Origin of the sequence: Parasphingorhabdus cellanae (assembly GCF_017498565.1) — a bacterium.
Classification (GTDB): domain Bacteria; phylum Pseudomonadota; class Alphaproteobacteria; order Sphingomonadales; family Sphingomonadaceae; genus Parasphingorhabdus; species Parasphingorhabdus cellanae.
On sequence record NZ_CP071794.1, the window covers coordinates 3738994 to 3753687 of the forward strand.

The following is a 14694-nucleotide window of genomic DNA, read 5'->3' on the forward strand; positions in this document are numbered from 1 at the left end:
CCTCTTGCCAAATGGTCTGTAAAATATCGTCTTGTGGGCTGATTTAGCGGACTCGCGGACCACCAAAAGGCAGTGGTGGAGGCGCGCGCCGTGCGCCACGCGGCAATTGTGCCTGAAACGCCCGGCCGCAATGCTCAACACAATAAGGAAAGCCCGGATTCACCTCTTCACCACAAAAATGAAAATCTGGCTCTCCAGGATGGTTCATCGGCCAGCGACATATTCTGTCATTCAAATCAAGCAAGCTAGTTTTGTCAGCAATCTCTTCGCTTGGCTTCGCGGGAACCAAGCGCCGCGGTGGTGCCGGTGGTATTGGTGCCTGCTGATCGCCCGGGCCTTGCCGCAAAAAGCCGCCGGGCCCAACAGACACAATTTTCGGACCATCTGGTTTCGGCATCTTGGACTGTTGCGCAGCATGCGTACGAGCAGCCGGTGTTGGCGGCGGCATTGCGCGGCGAGCGACATGCTCTTCTTTTTGCTTTGGTTTCTTGGTCGCTTTAACCGCGGCCTTTTTCGGTTTTGCGGCTGGTTTGGCGCCTTTTGCCGTCTTGGCTTTGGCTTTTACCGGGGAAGGACGTGATTTCAGGCCGAGCCGATGTGCTTTGCCAATAACGGCATTGCGGCTAACACCGCCTAATTCTTCCGCGATCTGACTAGCTGTCAGGCCTTTTTCCCACATCTGTTTCAGATGATCGATACGTTCGTCGGTCCAAGCCATGCAAAATCCTACTATAATCCAATATCTAACCCAATATAAGCCAGCTGGCTGTATATTCAATCATACATAATATGGGGTTGTGATTGCTGTCGGTAGCCGATAGGCGAAAAGCCTATGTTAGACCAGCCCCAAAATAGCGACTCTGATCAACCTGAATTTATCGCACAAACTTATGCAGAGCCTGGGGTAGCCGTTATTCGTGGCGTCAACTGGGGTGGCTTTCTCGCGCTCTACTGGAAAGAAGTGCGCCGCTTTTTCAAGGTTCAGCTGCAAACTGTTTGGGCGCCTTCGATTACCACGCTGCTATTTTTGGTGATTTTCACCGTGGCATTGGGCAGGGGGGACCGCACCGTTTTGGGCGTACCATTTGCTGATTTCATTGCGCCCGGACTAATTTGCATGGGCATGATTCAAAACGCCTTCGCGAATAGCAGTTTCGCGCTTCTGGTCGGGAAGATTCAGGGGACGATTGTAGATTATTTGATGCCACCTCTGTCCGTTGGCGAGTTGCTGGCTGGTTTGGTAGCAGCATCAATCACGCGCGCGGCGTTGGTGGGTTTTGCTGTCTGGCTCGCTATGGCTCTTTGGCCCGGTGTAAATGTCAGTGTCAACCATTGGTGGGCGGTCATCTGGTTCGGTTTCATGGGCTCCGCAATGCTGGCTCTATTGGGCGTACTGACATCGATTTGGGCGGAAAAATTTGATCATGCAGCAGCAGTCACCAACTTTGTTGTGGCTCCAGCGGCTTTATTATCGGGAACATTTTATTCTATCGACAGATTGGCTCCTGCGTTTCAGGCCGCCAGCCATGCGAACCCGTTCTTCTATGCAATATCTGGCTTCCGCTATGGATTTTTAGGCGAGGCCGATTCGCCAGTGATAATCGGATCTCTCGTTTTACTCGGAATAAATGTCGGATTGACGGCGCTGTGCTATTTCCTGCTCAAAAAAGGCTGGAAGATCAAATCTTAGCTATTTGAAGGAGATTTAGTGGCGGTGGATTCGGTGTAGCTGATATTTACCGCCATCTACCGCTTTGAACATGCGCCCTACCTCAGGATGCATAACCGGTTCTCCGCTATCATCTTCTAGCAGGTTTTGTTGGCTGACATAGGCGACGTAGCTGCTATCAGCATTTTCCGCCAAAAGGTGGTAAAAAGGCTGGTCTTTCGAAGGCTGCAGGTCCTTGGGAATGGCATCATACCATTCGTCGCTATTGGCAAAAACCGGATCAATATCATAAATCACGCCGCGAAAATCAAATAAGCGATGTTTAACCACATCGCCAATCGTGAAGCTGGCGTTCAGGACAGACGGCGTATCCTTGGGTAGGGGATTGGTGGAAGCGAGATGTTTGGTTTGAACCATATCCCCAATTTAGTCAGTTACAGGGCAGATGCAAGCGCTTGCCATTTGTTTGTCGCTAAGGTTTCTCGCTTGGCAAATTGCAGATCATAGTCTAAGCGCGCCGCACGTTCGACACCGATGGTCTTCAAGATCATGGCTTCCGAGGTTATTTGCCGACGTGCGGAGAGGTGCCAGAGTGGTCGAATGGGGCGGTCTCGAAAACCGTTGTGCGAGCGATCGTACCCAGGGTTCGAATCCCTGTCTCTCCGCCACTTGCTGCTCGTTGAACCAAATTTGAACATCGATGAACCGTAGCAATACTAGTACATTTCTCGCCGCGAAGACCCCTCGACATGATCCAAAAAGACAGTTGATCGCTACGACCAGATACTTGACTATCTAGCATAGCAAATATGAAGGAGTGGAAGTGGATCGTCTGGCCATAGCCGCGGATAAATTGGAATGTACCGAGTTGGTAACCCGGGTTGCTCGTGCGATCGACCGCTGCGACGCAGAATTGTTGAAGACGCTTTTTCATCCCGACGCGACTGATGATCATGGTATTTTCGTTGGTTCGGTTGATGAATTTATCGAGTGGGTCATGCCTTTGCTCGCTACAATGAAACGCACGCAACATATCATTGGGCAAGTGCTGATTGAGGTCGACGGTGACCATGCAGTTGGTGAGAGCTACTTCATCGCGCACCATGCTATGAACAGCCCGGAGGGTGATATCTTGATGATCGCGGCAGGGCGTTATCTCGATCGCTTCGAACGCCGTGACGGCTGTTGGAAAATTTCTCATCGCCATGCTGTTTATGACTGGAATAGCGTAGAGCCGATGACTGACAGTTATGATCGCGCCAACCCGGCGTCGATGACATTGGGAACGCGAGGTACAAGTGACGCATCATATTCGCATCTTGCGAGTCAAGGAATTACTGCATCTTGATGGGATCCCAGATCGGTGGGCGCTAACTCACTACGCGGCGTTGACGACGAACAGACGTGCAAAGGAAAACCTATTATGGCTGACTACGATTCCGGCGAAATGGAAAGCAGGCGTGCTGATATTTCCAAACAACCCGAACCGGCGCTACGAGGAACGCCCATCACGCCGGACCGCTATTTCTCTAAAGAATTTATGGATCGGGAATGGGATACTATCTGGACGCGCACTTGGCAGATTGCCGGTATGGATCGTGAGTTAGAGAAGAGTGGCGACTATATTACCACGTCATTAGGCAAAGAACGTATTTTGTGCACGCGCGGAAATGATGGAAAGATTCGAGCATTTTACAATGTATGTCAGCACCGCGGATTGCAGCTTATGTCGGAACCTTCGGGTAACACTCGGCGATTGACGTGCCCATATCATGGCTGGGCTTATAATTTATCGGGCGAATTGAAAGCGGTGCCAGATGAAGCGGACTATCCTCAGGGCAGCCCTTGTGGAAAACTAAACCTGGTCGAAATTCCATGCGAAAGTTGGGCAGGCTTTGTTTGGTATAATATGGACGAAAACTGTGTGTCTTTGAAAGCGTTTCTAGGCCCTATTGCAGATCAGATTGATTCCTATCCAATGGAAGAAATGCGGCGTACCCACTGGGTGACCATCGAAGGCGATTTCAACTGGAAACTTGTGCAGGACAATTTCAGTGAATCCTATCATGTACCCTTCGTTCATCCGAGTTCCAAATTCGTCATCGAATATAGCCATCACCACTGTCAATTCGATCATTACCCCCAAGGCCATTGTCGTATGTTCATGCCCGGTGCCGGGCCAGCAGAATCGATTAAAGGCGGTGAGAAAGAAACGCTCGCTTCAATGAGTGAAGAATTGCAGCGTTGGGAGTTGAATCCGGATGACTATCGCGGCGGCAAGACACGCAATATTCGAAAGGATTTGCAGCGCCAGAAAAGAAAACTTGGTAAATCGAAAGGCTATGATTTCTCAACCTATCATGATGATCAACTCACCGATAACTGGCACTATACGATATTCCCCAATCTCTCGTTTAGTTTAAAACCGGATGGCAATATTTGGCTTCGAGCTCGTCCGCATGAGACAGACCCAGAAAAATGCTATTTCGATATGTGGTATATGACGCTCTTTCCCAAAGGCGAGACCGAATATTATTCATGGGTTATGCGCGAATTTGTTGGAATAGATACTCCGGTGGAGCACGTGCAAGGCAAAGCTGGTGAAATTTCTGCAGGTCCGGCTATTGATGAGGATTTGGAGATTTGGCCGCTACAGCAGCGGGGACTCCATTCGCGAGGATATAAACGTGACTATCTAGCCGGCCAAGAAAGCAGGATGCGCTATTTTCACGAAACATTGGAAGACTGGATGGATCGGTAGATTAGATCGCTTTTTGGCTGTCAAATGGTAACGACTTAACCAACCTGGCGCTTGAGTTCGGTATTTGAGAATGGAACGATGTCAGCTACCGAGACTCTATTGTCGACCCGGCCGGATACTGTTTCCGTTGGCCGCGAAAATAAATAGCCTTGTAATTGCGTACAACCAAGGTCTCGCATAACGTCCATTTCCCTAATGCTCTCAATGCCTTCTGCGGTTGTCTTCATGCCCAATTCTTCGGCCATTGTTACAATGGCTCGGATGATCGCTAAGCTTTCAGTAGATCCCCGAGTGGCAGATTTCACGAAACCCCGGTCAATTTTTATGGTCGAAAAACTGGCGCGGCGGAGATAGCCGAGCGATGAATAACCGGTGCCAAAATCGTCCAGGACGAGATTGATACCCAGCGAACGCAGATTTTCCAATGTCGCGTCGGTTTTCTCGTGATTATCGAGGAACACACTCTCGGTCACTTCCAATTCGAGACGCTCAGGGCTCAGGCCGCTTGCTGCCAAGGCACCGATTATGCTGTTGGCCAGGCCGCCGCCCTCTACCTGAAGCGCTGAAACGTTGACAGACAGCCTGACATGGTCCGGCCAAGTTTTCGCTTGTGCACAGGCGGTCCGCAATACCCAGTTACCGATATTGCCGATTAATCGTGCCTCTTCGGCAATCGGTATAAAGACGGCAGGGGAAATTTCTCCACGCGTGGGGTGGTTCCAACGCAATAGCGCCTCATAACCGATGACTTGTTCGCTATTGGCATCCACGATGGATTGATAGGCCACGGACAAATCACCATTTTCCAGCGCCCCGCGCAGGTCATTTTCCAGAATATGCCGCTCATCGGCTTCAATCTGCATGAATTGCTTATAACGGACGCATTGACCGCGACCTGATTCCTTGCCGTGATAGAGTGCGAGATCAGCACAACGCGTAAGCGTTTGAACATCGTCACTATCTTGTGGTCCAACCGCAACACCGATCGTAGCGCCGATATTTACGGACGTTCCATTGATAGAATGCGTGCCACAGAGTTTTTCGATGACTTTTTGACCAAGCTCTTCGATTTCCCGGTCGCTTTCAATGTGCGGGATCACCAAAGCAAATTCATCACCACCAAGGCGCACGGCGTGGACTGTATCGCCGGCAGCTTGTTTGAGATGTTCTGCGATGTGGCAAAGAAGTTGATCGCCGATATTGTGACCGAGCGTGTCGTTCACCGTTTTGAATCGATCAAGATCGATTAGCATGACCGCACAACGATCACTATTCTCGTGGGCGCTGGCGAGCGCATCCGATAGCAGATCCCTGAAATAACGACGGTTAGCAAGGCCGGTAAGCAGATCGTGGCGAGCGGCATGCGATAGCTTCGCGTTCGCAGCACTCACGGCTTTTCTTCTCCGTCGGATAGATACTACCGCGAAAAATAGCGCACCGATGACAGCAAAGGCGACGACCAGTACCAAGCTGGTGTAGCGCAAGATGGTCTGCGACTGGGCGAGCATCAGATCGCGCTGTGCCTGTTTGGCTTCCAGCTTGGAAATTTCAAGTTCACGATTGGCATCATCAAATTGCGCCGCAAGCAGCGCTGAATTGGTCGATGCAGCCAATTCCCTACCTGTATCGTCAAGGCGCTTGAACGCACTGAGATGTTGGAGCGCTTCCTTATAGCGCCCTAAAGCGCTGAACACTTGGAATGCCGTCGAATGATAATCCCGATAGGACATTGTCGAGCTCTGCAAATCGACGCCGCGGAAGGCTTTGCCGACAAAATTCTCTGCTTCCGAGAGCCTATTTCCTGCCAACGCGATTTGTGCACGCGTGCCCCAAAGAAATGGCTCCCAGTCAGTCGCTCCGGACTGAGCAATATTCAAACCAGATAGTGTCGTCTTCTCCGCTTTTGCGAGATCGCCCTGAGCATATTGAGCGAAAGCCAAATTTGTTAATATTCGGGTTTGAAGGAGGGGGCTGTCCATCTCTTTTGCGACGTCCAGGGCTTTGGCATATTCTTTTTCCGCTTCACCAAATTGCCCCATATCTCTCAAAGCGTTACCGCGATTGTTGTAAGAGGAGAGGTTTAACGCTGGATCGTCAGCATAGACCGATTTGGCTTGATCATAATAGTCCAGAACTCTCGGATAATCACGCGCCTCGTAATAAATCGAGCCGATGTTATGCAGAATGATCGCCTGACTACGTTTCTCATCCAGCTCTCCATATATCCGGTAAGCATCGTAGAGCATAGGTAGAGCTTGCTCTACCCGGCCGGTTTGGATAGCAATCGCAGATGAGGATTTCAGCAAATCGGCATTTAACTTGCTACCGGGTGCGACGCGTTTGACTGTTTTCAAGGCGCTGGCGATAACCGGCATTGCCTGTTTCGGTTTATTGAGCCGTGTAAGAGCTTCCCCTTCCAGCCACTGACTTGTTGCGATAGCCAATGCCGACTCTGTTTTCGGCATTGCGTTTGCAATTAGCGCAGCTTTGCGAGCTGACTTAAGCGCGTCACCGGGGTTCGACATCATCGCAGACTTGGTATCTGCAATCTGTGCTTCAAATGCTGATGGTCTCGGCTCTGTCTGCGCACTTGCTAAGGGGATGTTGAGCGCTGAGCCTAGCAGCAACGCTGCAATTATCTTTCGTCCCACCATAAGCCCCCCGCTTTTGTAATCCGATTAGTCAGGGGCAAACATGGTTACGCAGTCCATCCCCAATAAATCTTTTAGAATGGGAGGCTTAGCACACCACCTGCTATTATTTCGTTAACATTGTTTCTAGCTGATGCATCATATTGAGCCCGTCCGAAGAAGGATAGTTCCCCGCCGCCCATGACCGGTGTTGCATAGAGCAATTCCCCGGTAAATCGGCGATTATTGTCAGCAATATTAAAGTCACGCGTCACAGAGCCAATTTCGCCTGTGGAACGATCTATGACTTCAACCGCAGTATATTCCAACGTGCCATTTTCCACATGCAATGGTTGGGTGAAAGACATCCTTAGACGGTCGTCTTTCCGCATCAATCCCTGCTTGCCGATCGAGAACGCATAAGCTGAACTTCTTACATTACCGTTGGTACGCAGGTTCTGATTCAAGCCGCCATTTGATTTGGTCATCGCAGCGGTTGCAGACGCGGCGATATTTATACCATGAGGCAGATCAAAACTGGCACCCACGGTGATCGTTTTACTGTTCGAACCGTGCCGCAAGTCATTTTCAAGAGCGGACTGAACACCCAGCAAGCCATCTTTTTCGTTCAACGAGGCAAAGCTTACGCTTACCGTCGCCGCTTTAAAGGGCTTGTGGGTCATACGAAGGTTGAATGCGCTGGCTTGATAGTCTTTTGCGCCGCGCAATTGCATCCGCTCAGCCTCGCTTAACGCCTGGTTTTCGGAATGATCCAAACGGCGACTAGTCAAGCCAAATGCGACGGTTGTATTCTTAACAATCGCAAATTCCGCGTCAAGAAATCCTCCACCTGAGGCAAGGCCGAGTACAGGGTTCAAACCGCCAGTAGCCGTGTCGTAATCGGATGTCAGGCCAAATGATTGCTGACCAAGCAATGCAATAGCGCCATGGCCATAGCCTGCGTTAAAAGAGAATTGACCGGCAGCATCGCCAAATTTGATGGCGCTATGGGGTAATTCGCCTTGACGGCCGTTGGTTAAATAGCGCGTCGGGTTGCTAGCTGAGATTGCAAAATGCCAACCTTCCCGTTTTGGGCTGTCATAGCTTGCAACATCGGTAAATCCGCCGACAGCTTTTGATGATGTAAGATTAGGGGTCGACCAGTCAACAAAACGATCCGTAATGTAGGACTGAAAATACTCGTTAGAGCCGGTGACACTAGTTTTCTGGCCGATAAGCTGGCTGGAAAAAGGAACCGCAAAATCGCGATGCGTACCGCCAATTTTCTCAAACATGGTCAGGAAAACACCTTGTGCGTTCCAGGTTGCACCAACGCCTGTTTTTTGGAGGTCCGCTGCCTTGCGTTTCAATTTCTTGTTTCCCCGATATTCGTAGAATTCAAGAGAATTGAAATCGAGAGGTGATTGCGAAGCCTCTACGTCTAGCAGTCCCACGCCATAAACATCGTCAACACCTGGTGCGCCCAAGTCTTGGGCTGAGTCCAAGATGATGCTGACCGTTTCTTCAGGATGCTCGGTAAGCCACTGCCAACGATCATGTAGCAGCGTGATAGCGCCAGATACCAGAGGTGCAGCAAAAGAAGTACCTGAACGGCGGGTTACACCGCCATTTCCGTCGGCCATGAGGATAAGCTCCCCGGGGGCAACGATAAATATATCTTTCAGGTCATAGCCATCTTTGCACTTCCCGCCATCGCTCAGGCAAACCGATCCGGGTTTGTTAGAAAGGCTAGAGATATTGCCGACTGGATCAACTGCACCCACCACGATTAAGCCAATGTCTGAATTGCGTTTAAATTCAACATTTTGCGTTTGTGTAATACCATCGTTACCGGCGGCGATTACAAAAACGGTATCTTTGGCGACCTTTTTAACATCGCTATTGTTGAAAACGTTATTCCACTCCGGATGCAACGTCCAACCTGAAACACCCAGCGACATGTTGATCACGCTCGCGTTGGCATTTTTAAGCGACACAATACCGTCAGTGATGTCATTCCAAGACGCACTTCCGGTGTGATCGAACGGGTTATAGGTTGCAACAGATGCATTCGGCGCGATGCCCATGATGCCGCGGCCATCATGCGCTGCGATCAATAGGCTGGCTACACCTGTACCATGGCCGCCGACTTGCGCAGAATAGCCGCCGGAGTGGAAAACATTATCAGTCAGATCAGGATCATTCACGAACGAAGAGTCCAGAATGCCGATAACACTATCAGCGCCGCTACCCTGAATTTTTGTCAATTCAGGCGTCCAGTTTATGGTCCTCATCCAGTGGTCCACATGATCACGGCCACTATATCCCATTAAACCGTCATACCATTCGCTGACCAGCTGCGCACGCTGTGCTTGGCTAAGTGAGCGGAAGCCCCAGACGCGGTTATTGCTGATCCCGAATTTTGCGAATAAAGGGTTGAGGAAGCTAGCTTCAAATGTTTGCCCGGTGCGAGCCTCTACAGCTGTGCCCCAAAGGTTTTTGGATTGGTTGATCAGGCTATTAATCTGATTTTCAAGCACGGTTCTTTTTGCGTTGGTATTACCATTTACAGCAATGTCGTTTAGCTGCAAATTGGTCTCTCTCCAAGTCGCGCCGAAACTGTGCCAGAAGCTATTTGTTTCTATGTAGCTGGGCAGTACGGTGCCTGAGAGCGGATCAATCTCGCCCTGAAAAGGATCGAGATTACCGTAAAACGGATCAACATTGCCGGCAAATGGGTCCACGTTGCCAGCAAACGGATCAAGATTGCCGCCAAATGGATCGATAGCGCCCCAGAGTGCTCTAATTTCACCATGAAATGGATTCAGGTTTCCAGAGAACGGGTCGATATTGCCTTCAAACGGATTGATATTGCCAGCGAAAGGATCGATTGAGCCGCTAAATGGATCAAGCGATCCAGAAAAAGGATCTATGCTGCCTGAAAAAGGGTCAATGCTGCCACCCATCGGAACGATCGGTCGTACGTCTGTATGTACCGAAGGTGCAGGATTTTCGGATTGTTCGGTAACCGGTTGTTCTACGATAGGATCGATAGTCTGCGCCATTGATGGCACAGCCGTCCCGAATATGATCAATGCTATAGCCAGCTTGCTAGAGCGATAGTTAGATGGTCGTTTCATTTGTTCCCCGTTCACCCACGAACTTATAATGAACGAATTAGGGGTCGTTTGTTAACCAGTGCGAAAAAAGATGGATTAATGACATTGTAACCAAAGAAGACCGCAAACTTCCGGTTTATTTTTTTGATGAAGCCAAGTTGTGGCAGTCTCTAACCACCAGAATTCAATCAATTTTCCTGCTTTTTGAAGAGATTCGAGCCCTATTTCTTAATCGCTTTTGCTGGTTCAGATCGGGCCATCGAAGTTTTAATAGTGGTTTAATATCTCCGGAAGCCAATAAAGACTGTGAAACGCCGCATTTTTTTGGCAGGATAAAATTTGGTCGTGGGGGCCAAGTTGATTTGAGGGACAATATGGCTGATCGGGATTCTCATCTGCAAGATGTGCTTAAGGCGCCTGAAGGGCCGCATATCGCGGCTTTGTTCGATTTTGATGGCACTATTATCGCCGGATATTCTGCCACTGCTATGTTGTGGGAAAAAATCAAGCGCCGGGAAATGACGGCCGAGGAATTGGTCGAAACCGCAAATGTGATGGCTCAGTACAGCATGGGGAGCATGGGCTTTTCTGGCCTGATGATGGCTGCGTCCAAATTCATGAAGGGCGTTACCGAAGACAGCTATTTTGAATTTGGTGAAGAACTTTATCAGAAGCATATAGCGCGAAAGGTTTACCCGGAATCACGCGATCTTATAGAAGCGCACATAGCGAAAGGGCATACGGTTGCGATTGTTTCGTCCGCCACGATCTATCAGATTGAGCCTACCGCACGTGATCTGAATATTGAGCATGTACTTTGTTCTCAATATGAGGTTGAGAATGGCGAGTTTACCGGAAACATTATTCGCCCGCTTTGCTTTGGCGAAGGCAAAGTTATCGCCGCCGAAAAACTCGCCAAAGAGTATAAGCTCGATCTGAAGAAGAGCTATTTTTATTCTGATAGCGACGATGATATTGAATTGCTGGAACGGGTTGGCAAACCGCGTCCGTTAAACCCTAACAGCAAGCTGACGGAAATTTCGAAAGAACGCGGCTGGCCGTTGCAAAAATTTGATAGCCGCGGGCAGGGCAAACCGGTCGACTATTTGCGAACAATTTATGCGACCGGATCGCTGGTTACATCTTTTGTAGCCGGATTGCCTATCTGGGCGTTGACGGGGTCACAGCGTGAGGCGACAAATTTCTCTACTGGACTGTTCGGCGATATTGCCACGGCGCTAACTGGCGTGGAACTGGATATCAACGGTGAGGAAAATCTTTGGGTCAACCGGCCCTGCATTTTTGTGTTCAATCATCAGAGCAAAGCTGATGTGATGATCATGGCAAAGCTGGTGCGCAAGGATGTCGGCGGGATTGCCAAGAAAGAGGTTAAAGACACGCCGGTAATCGGCAAGGTCATGGAAATGGCTGGTACCGTGTTTGTTGATCGAGCGGATGGTCGCAATGCCATAAAAGCGATGGAGCCCTTGGTCGATGCCATCAAGATCGACGGAAAGTCCATCTGCATAGCGCCCGAAGGAACCCGCACCCTGTCTCCCAAAATAGGGCCGTTTAAAAAAGGGGCTTTCCATCTGGCGATGCAAGCCGGCGTGCCGATGGTTCCGATAGTGATACACAATGCGGGTGATGTCGCGCCAAAAAATGAATTTGTAATGCGCCCCGCGACGGTGAAAGTTGATATCCTTCCACCGGTTGATACCAGCAATTGGAAAAAAGCGACATTGAATGATCATGTTGCCGAAGTGCGCGGCATGTTCCTGAAAGCACTCGGTCAAAGTGCTGAAGATGCTGCAATGGCTGAAATTGCTGAATCCTCAGCGTCTTCGCTCCGGCAGCCCGCTGTAAAGCAAACAACGCCTGTGAAGACAAGAAGAGGAAAAACAGCGGCAAAAGCTGTTCCAAAGAAGGCGGCTCCTAAAGCAAGAAAAACCGCGCAGCGGCAAGCGCCCGTAGCCAAAACAGCAACATCGCGAACTGCTACTGTCCAAAAAAATGTGAGCAAACCCGCTGTATCCAAAGCAGTCACCGCCAAAAAAACGGCCACCAAAAAAACAATCGTTAAAAAACCAGCCGCAAAGAAAACTGCAGCCCGGAAGGCTCCGCCCAAGAAGTCAGTTGTGGCGAAAAAATAGTGAGGCAGAATGGATGAATCCGCGGCAATAGCAAAAGCGGTTCCTCTGCTGACACAGGGGCCGAAATTATTTGTTTTAGATGCGCGTAACCGTGTCGAGCGCCGCTATTTACTGGATTGGCTTCATACATCTCTTGCAGAGGGCGGGCCTGACCGGGAAATAAACTGGGTCAGTCTTCCGATATCTGACGAACGGGCTCGTTTGCGGTTGAAAGAATTGATCCGGAAACTGGATGCTGACCCGGATACTACCGTAATACCGGTGCGGATCGCTTGGCGAATTCCTAATTTTGAGAAAGGCCGGGCACTTCAAAAGCGCCACGCCTTGTTCGGTGATCCCCGGATGCCAGGAAGTTTTCGGGCACGGACGATCTTGCTTCGTAACAAGCGCCGGGCACACTGCCTGACAGGGCAACCAGCAACAATTAGCGACCTCCGGCAACGCTTTGCGCAGCAGAATGCAGTTGAAGTTCAAAGCGATGATGAGCATGAATTTGCTGGTTTTGTGGTGCGTCAAGCTGGCCTTGTTCTTGATATCGAAGAGCGCGGCCTTCGCGGACGTCGATACAAAGTACCGCGCTTTGTCGCTGACGGCCTCAGAACAAGTCCGAAATTCAGAGCAGCGATGACCGAACTGGCAGCCGATCTCGATAAGCCGGAAACGGCGCTTTACGAAGAAGCGAGCAAATACATGAAAGAGCTAATCGCTCGTCCAAGTGCGTTCTTCATTGATATGAAGGCAAAGCTCGACCGTTTCATGTTGTCGCAGGGTTACGAAGACAAGGTGGTTTTCAAAAAAAGTGAGCTGGCACGATTGCGCAAAACAATGCGGGACCATCCGACGCTGCTTCTGTTCACGCACAAAACTTATATTGATGGGGTAACGCCCACCGATCTGGCCTATCAAAATGATTTGCCGATGGTGCATGTATTTGGCGGGATTAATCTCGATTTCTTTGGCCTTGGCTTTGTCTTGCGCCGTGCAGGTACGATTTTCATTCGCCGAAGCTTTGAGAATAACCCGGTCTACAAGCTCGTGCTGCGCCACTATGTCAGCTATTTGCTTGAGAAACGCTTTCCCATGACTTGGGCATTTGAAGGCACGCGCTCCCGGCTCGGAAAATTAATGCCGCCGCGTTACGGCTTGCTAAAATATGTGATGGATAGCGCTAATGTGAACGATATTAAGAATGTGCATATCATTCCGGTCGTGACCAGTTTTGACCTCATCCGCGACGTCGAAGAATATGCAAGCGAACAAACAGGGCGTGCCAAGAAAGCGGAATCACTGAGCTGGTTTATCGGTTATCTTCGAAGCCTGCGTGAGCCAATGGGGAAGGTTTATGTTGATTTCGGCAAGCCGGTGGTCATCAAGCAGGCACCTGAGCCCAATGATCGCATTGGCTTATCCAAAATTGCCTTTGAAGTGGCTGTGGAGGCCAATCGTGCGACACCGCTGACTTTGACCTCTCTTATGTGCCTAAGCTTGTTGGGCACTGCTCCTCGTGCAATGACCGCAGATGAATTGCGTGCGGTGATCAATTTCTTTGTCGAATGGGCGCAAGAACGCAAAATCCGGTTTAGCGAGGATTTGACCCGGCAAAATCTGGAGGGCATCCAAAAAGTTGTGGATACACTGGTCAACAGCGGATTGTTTATGCGCTATGATCAGGGGTCAACCACGGTTTATGCGATCCAGCCTGAAAAACATCCGTTGGCGAGCTATTACCGCAATTCTATTATCCACCATTTTCTTGATAAGGCAATAATTGAACTATCGCTGCTAAAGGCACGGGAAAATAAGGATAATGTACCTAAAGATGTGTTTTGGGCCGAAACGGAACGATTGCGCGATCTGTTTAAATTCGAATTTTTCTACCCACCGAAAAAAGAATATCGCAAAAACCTCAAAGCGGAATTGACACGCGCCTGTGCTGATTGGGAAATGAAGCTCGATAAAGGTGGGGTGTTGTTAAAAAGCCTGACCAACCGTTTCCAGCCTCTAATTGGCCATGCTGTTTTCCTTCCGTTCGTTGAATCATACACCGTTGTGCTAGATATATTGTCGCGGCTGGAGCCCGGCCAGGCAATTGACAAGAAGACTTGTGTTGAAGAGGCCCTGAAAGAAGGACGCCAAGCCTATTTGCTGCGGCGCATTACGAGCGAGGCCTCAATCGGCAAGATCTTGTTCGAAAACGGCTTCAAAATGGCTACAAGTCAAGGCCTGACGGGTGAAACAACCGATGAAACTATCATGAAGCGCAAGGCTTTGCTCCGCAAATTCCGAGCGTTGTCACGGCGAATGGAAAAATCACGCTTGGAGGTACTAAATCTCGCCGACAAGATTTTTGACTGACTGATCC

9 protein-coding genes and 1 tRNA gene are annotated in these 14694 nt (G+C 49.8%); 6 read left to right on the plus strand and 4 right to left on the minus strand.

Translation table 11 applies throughout. The features are described from left to right. Window positions 1–43: 43 nt before the first annotated feature. Window positions 44–718 (minus strand): GcrA family cell cycle regulator, encoded by a 675-nt coding sequence (locus tag J4G78_RS17920; RefSeq protein ID WP_207987842.1) that lies wholly within the window; start codon window positions 716–718, stop codon window positions 44–46. Between the two features lie 114 nt (window positions 719–832). Between J4G78_RS17920 and J4G78_RS17925 the strand changes: the two genes are divergently transcribed. Next, complete coding sequence (locus J4G78_RS17925) at window positions 833–1690, plus strand: ABC transporter permease (RefSeq protein WP_207987843.1); 858 nt, start codon at window positions 833–835, stop codon at window positions 1688–1690. A gap of 15 nt (window positions 1691–1705) precedes the next feature. On the opposite strand, the gene hspQ is transcribed toward J4G78_RS17925, so the two are convergent. After that, window positions 1706–2086 (minus strand): heat shock protein HspQ, encoded by a 381-nt coding sequence (gene hspQ / locus J4G78_RS17930; RefSeq protein ID WP_207987844.1) that lies wholly within the window; start codon window positions 2084–2086, stop codon window positions 1706–1708. Between the two features lie 161 nt (window positions 2087–2247). On the opposite strand from hspQ, the gene J4G78_RS17935 reads away from it, so the two are divergent. From J4G78_RS17935 to J4G78_RS17945, 3 genes are all read left to right on the plus strand, one after another. After that, a tRNA-Ser gene (locus tag J4G78_RS17935) sits at window positions 2248–2337 on the plus strand. A gap of 155 nt (window positions 2338–2492) precedes the next feature. After that, window positions 2493–3017 carry a nuclear transport factor 2 family protein gene (locus tag J4G78_RS17940; RefSeq protein ID WP_207987845.1) on the plus strand — a complete coding sequence of 175 codons (525 nt, stop codon included), beginning with the start codon at window positions 2493–2495 and terminating at the stop codon, window positions 3015–3017. Window positions 3018–3092: 75 nt separating this feature from the next. Further along, window positions 3093–4430: an aromatic ring-hydroxylating oxygenase subunit alpha gene (locus tag J4G78_RS17945; RefSeq protein ID WP_207987846.1), complete on the plus strand. Its 1338-nt coding sequence runs from the start codon at window positions 3093–3095 to the stop codon at window positions 4428–4430. Between the two features lie 35 nt (window positions 4431–4465). Here the strand turns inward: J4G78_RS17945 and J4G78_RS17950 are convergent, their stop codons facing one another. Together J4G78_RS17950 and J4G78_RS17955 are read right to left on the minus strand one after the other, a co-directional pair. Beyond that, window positions 4466–7081, minus strand: a complete 2616-nt coding sequence (locus J4G78_RS17950; RefSeq protein WP_207987847.1) for an EAL domain-containing protein — start codon at window positions 7079–7081, stop codon at window positions 4466–4468. Window positions 7082–7155: 74 nt separating this feature from the next. Further along, on the minus strand, window positions 7156–10200 hold the full coding sequence (locus J4G78_RS17955; protein WP_207987848.1) for a S8 family peptidase: 3045 nt from the start codon (window positions 10198–10200) through the stop codon (window positions 7156–7158). A 353-nt stretch (window positions 10201–10553) separates the two neighbouring features. On the opposite strand from J4G78_RS17955, the gene J4G78_RS17960 reads away from it, so the two are divergent. Together J4G78_RS17960 and J4G78_RS17965 are read left to right on the plus strand one after the other, a co-directional pair. Further along, window positions 10554–12332, plus strand: coding sequence for an HAD-IB family hydrolase (locus J4G78_RS17960; protein WP_243457156.1), 1779 nt, complete (start codon window positions 10554–10556; stop codon window positions 12330–12332). A 9-nt stretch (window positions 12333–12341) separates the two neighbouring features. Next, window positions 12342–14687: a glycerol-3-phosphate 1-O-acyltransferase gene (locus J4G78_RS17965; protein WP_207987849.1), complete on the plus strand. Its 2346-nt coding sequence runs from the start codon at window positions 12342–12344 to the stop codon at window positions 14685–14687. Window positions 14688–14694 lie beyond the last annotated feature (7 nt).

Excerpts from the sequence above, each read along its gene's own strand:
- J4G78_RS17955 (WP_207987848.1), bottom strand. The coding sequence starts at position 10,200 with ATGAAACGACCATCTAACTATCGCTCTAGCAAGCTGGCTATAGCATTG.
- J4G78_RS17960 (WP_243457156.1), top strand. The coding sequence starts at position 10,554 with ATGGCTGATCGGGATTCTCATCTGCAAGATGTGCTTAAGGCGCCTGAA.
- J4G78_RS17925 (WP_207987843.1), top strand. The coding sequence starts at position 833 with ATGTTAGACCAGCCCCAAAATAGCGACTCTGATCAACCTGAATTTATC.
- hspQ (WP_207987844.1), bottom strand. The coding sequence starts at position 2,086 with ATGGTTCAAACCAAACATCTCGCTTCCACCAATCCCCTACCCAAGGAT.
- J4G78_RS17920 (WP_207987842.1), bottom strand. The coding sequence starts at position 718 with ATGGCTTGGACCGACGAACGTATCGATCATCTGAAACAGATGTGGGAA.
- J4G78_RS17945 (WP_207987846.1), top strand. The coding sequence starts at position 3,093 with ATGGCTGACTACGATTCCGGCGAAATGGAAAGCAGGCGTGCTGATATT.
- J4G78_RS17965 (WP_207987849.1), top strand. The coding sequence starts at position 12,342 with ATGGATGAATCCGCGGCAATAGCAAAAGCGGTTCCTCTGCTGACACAG.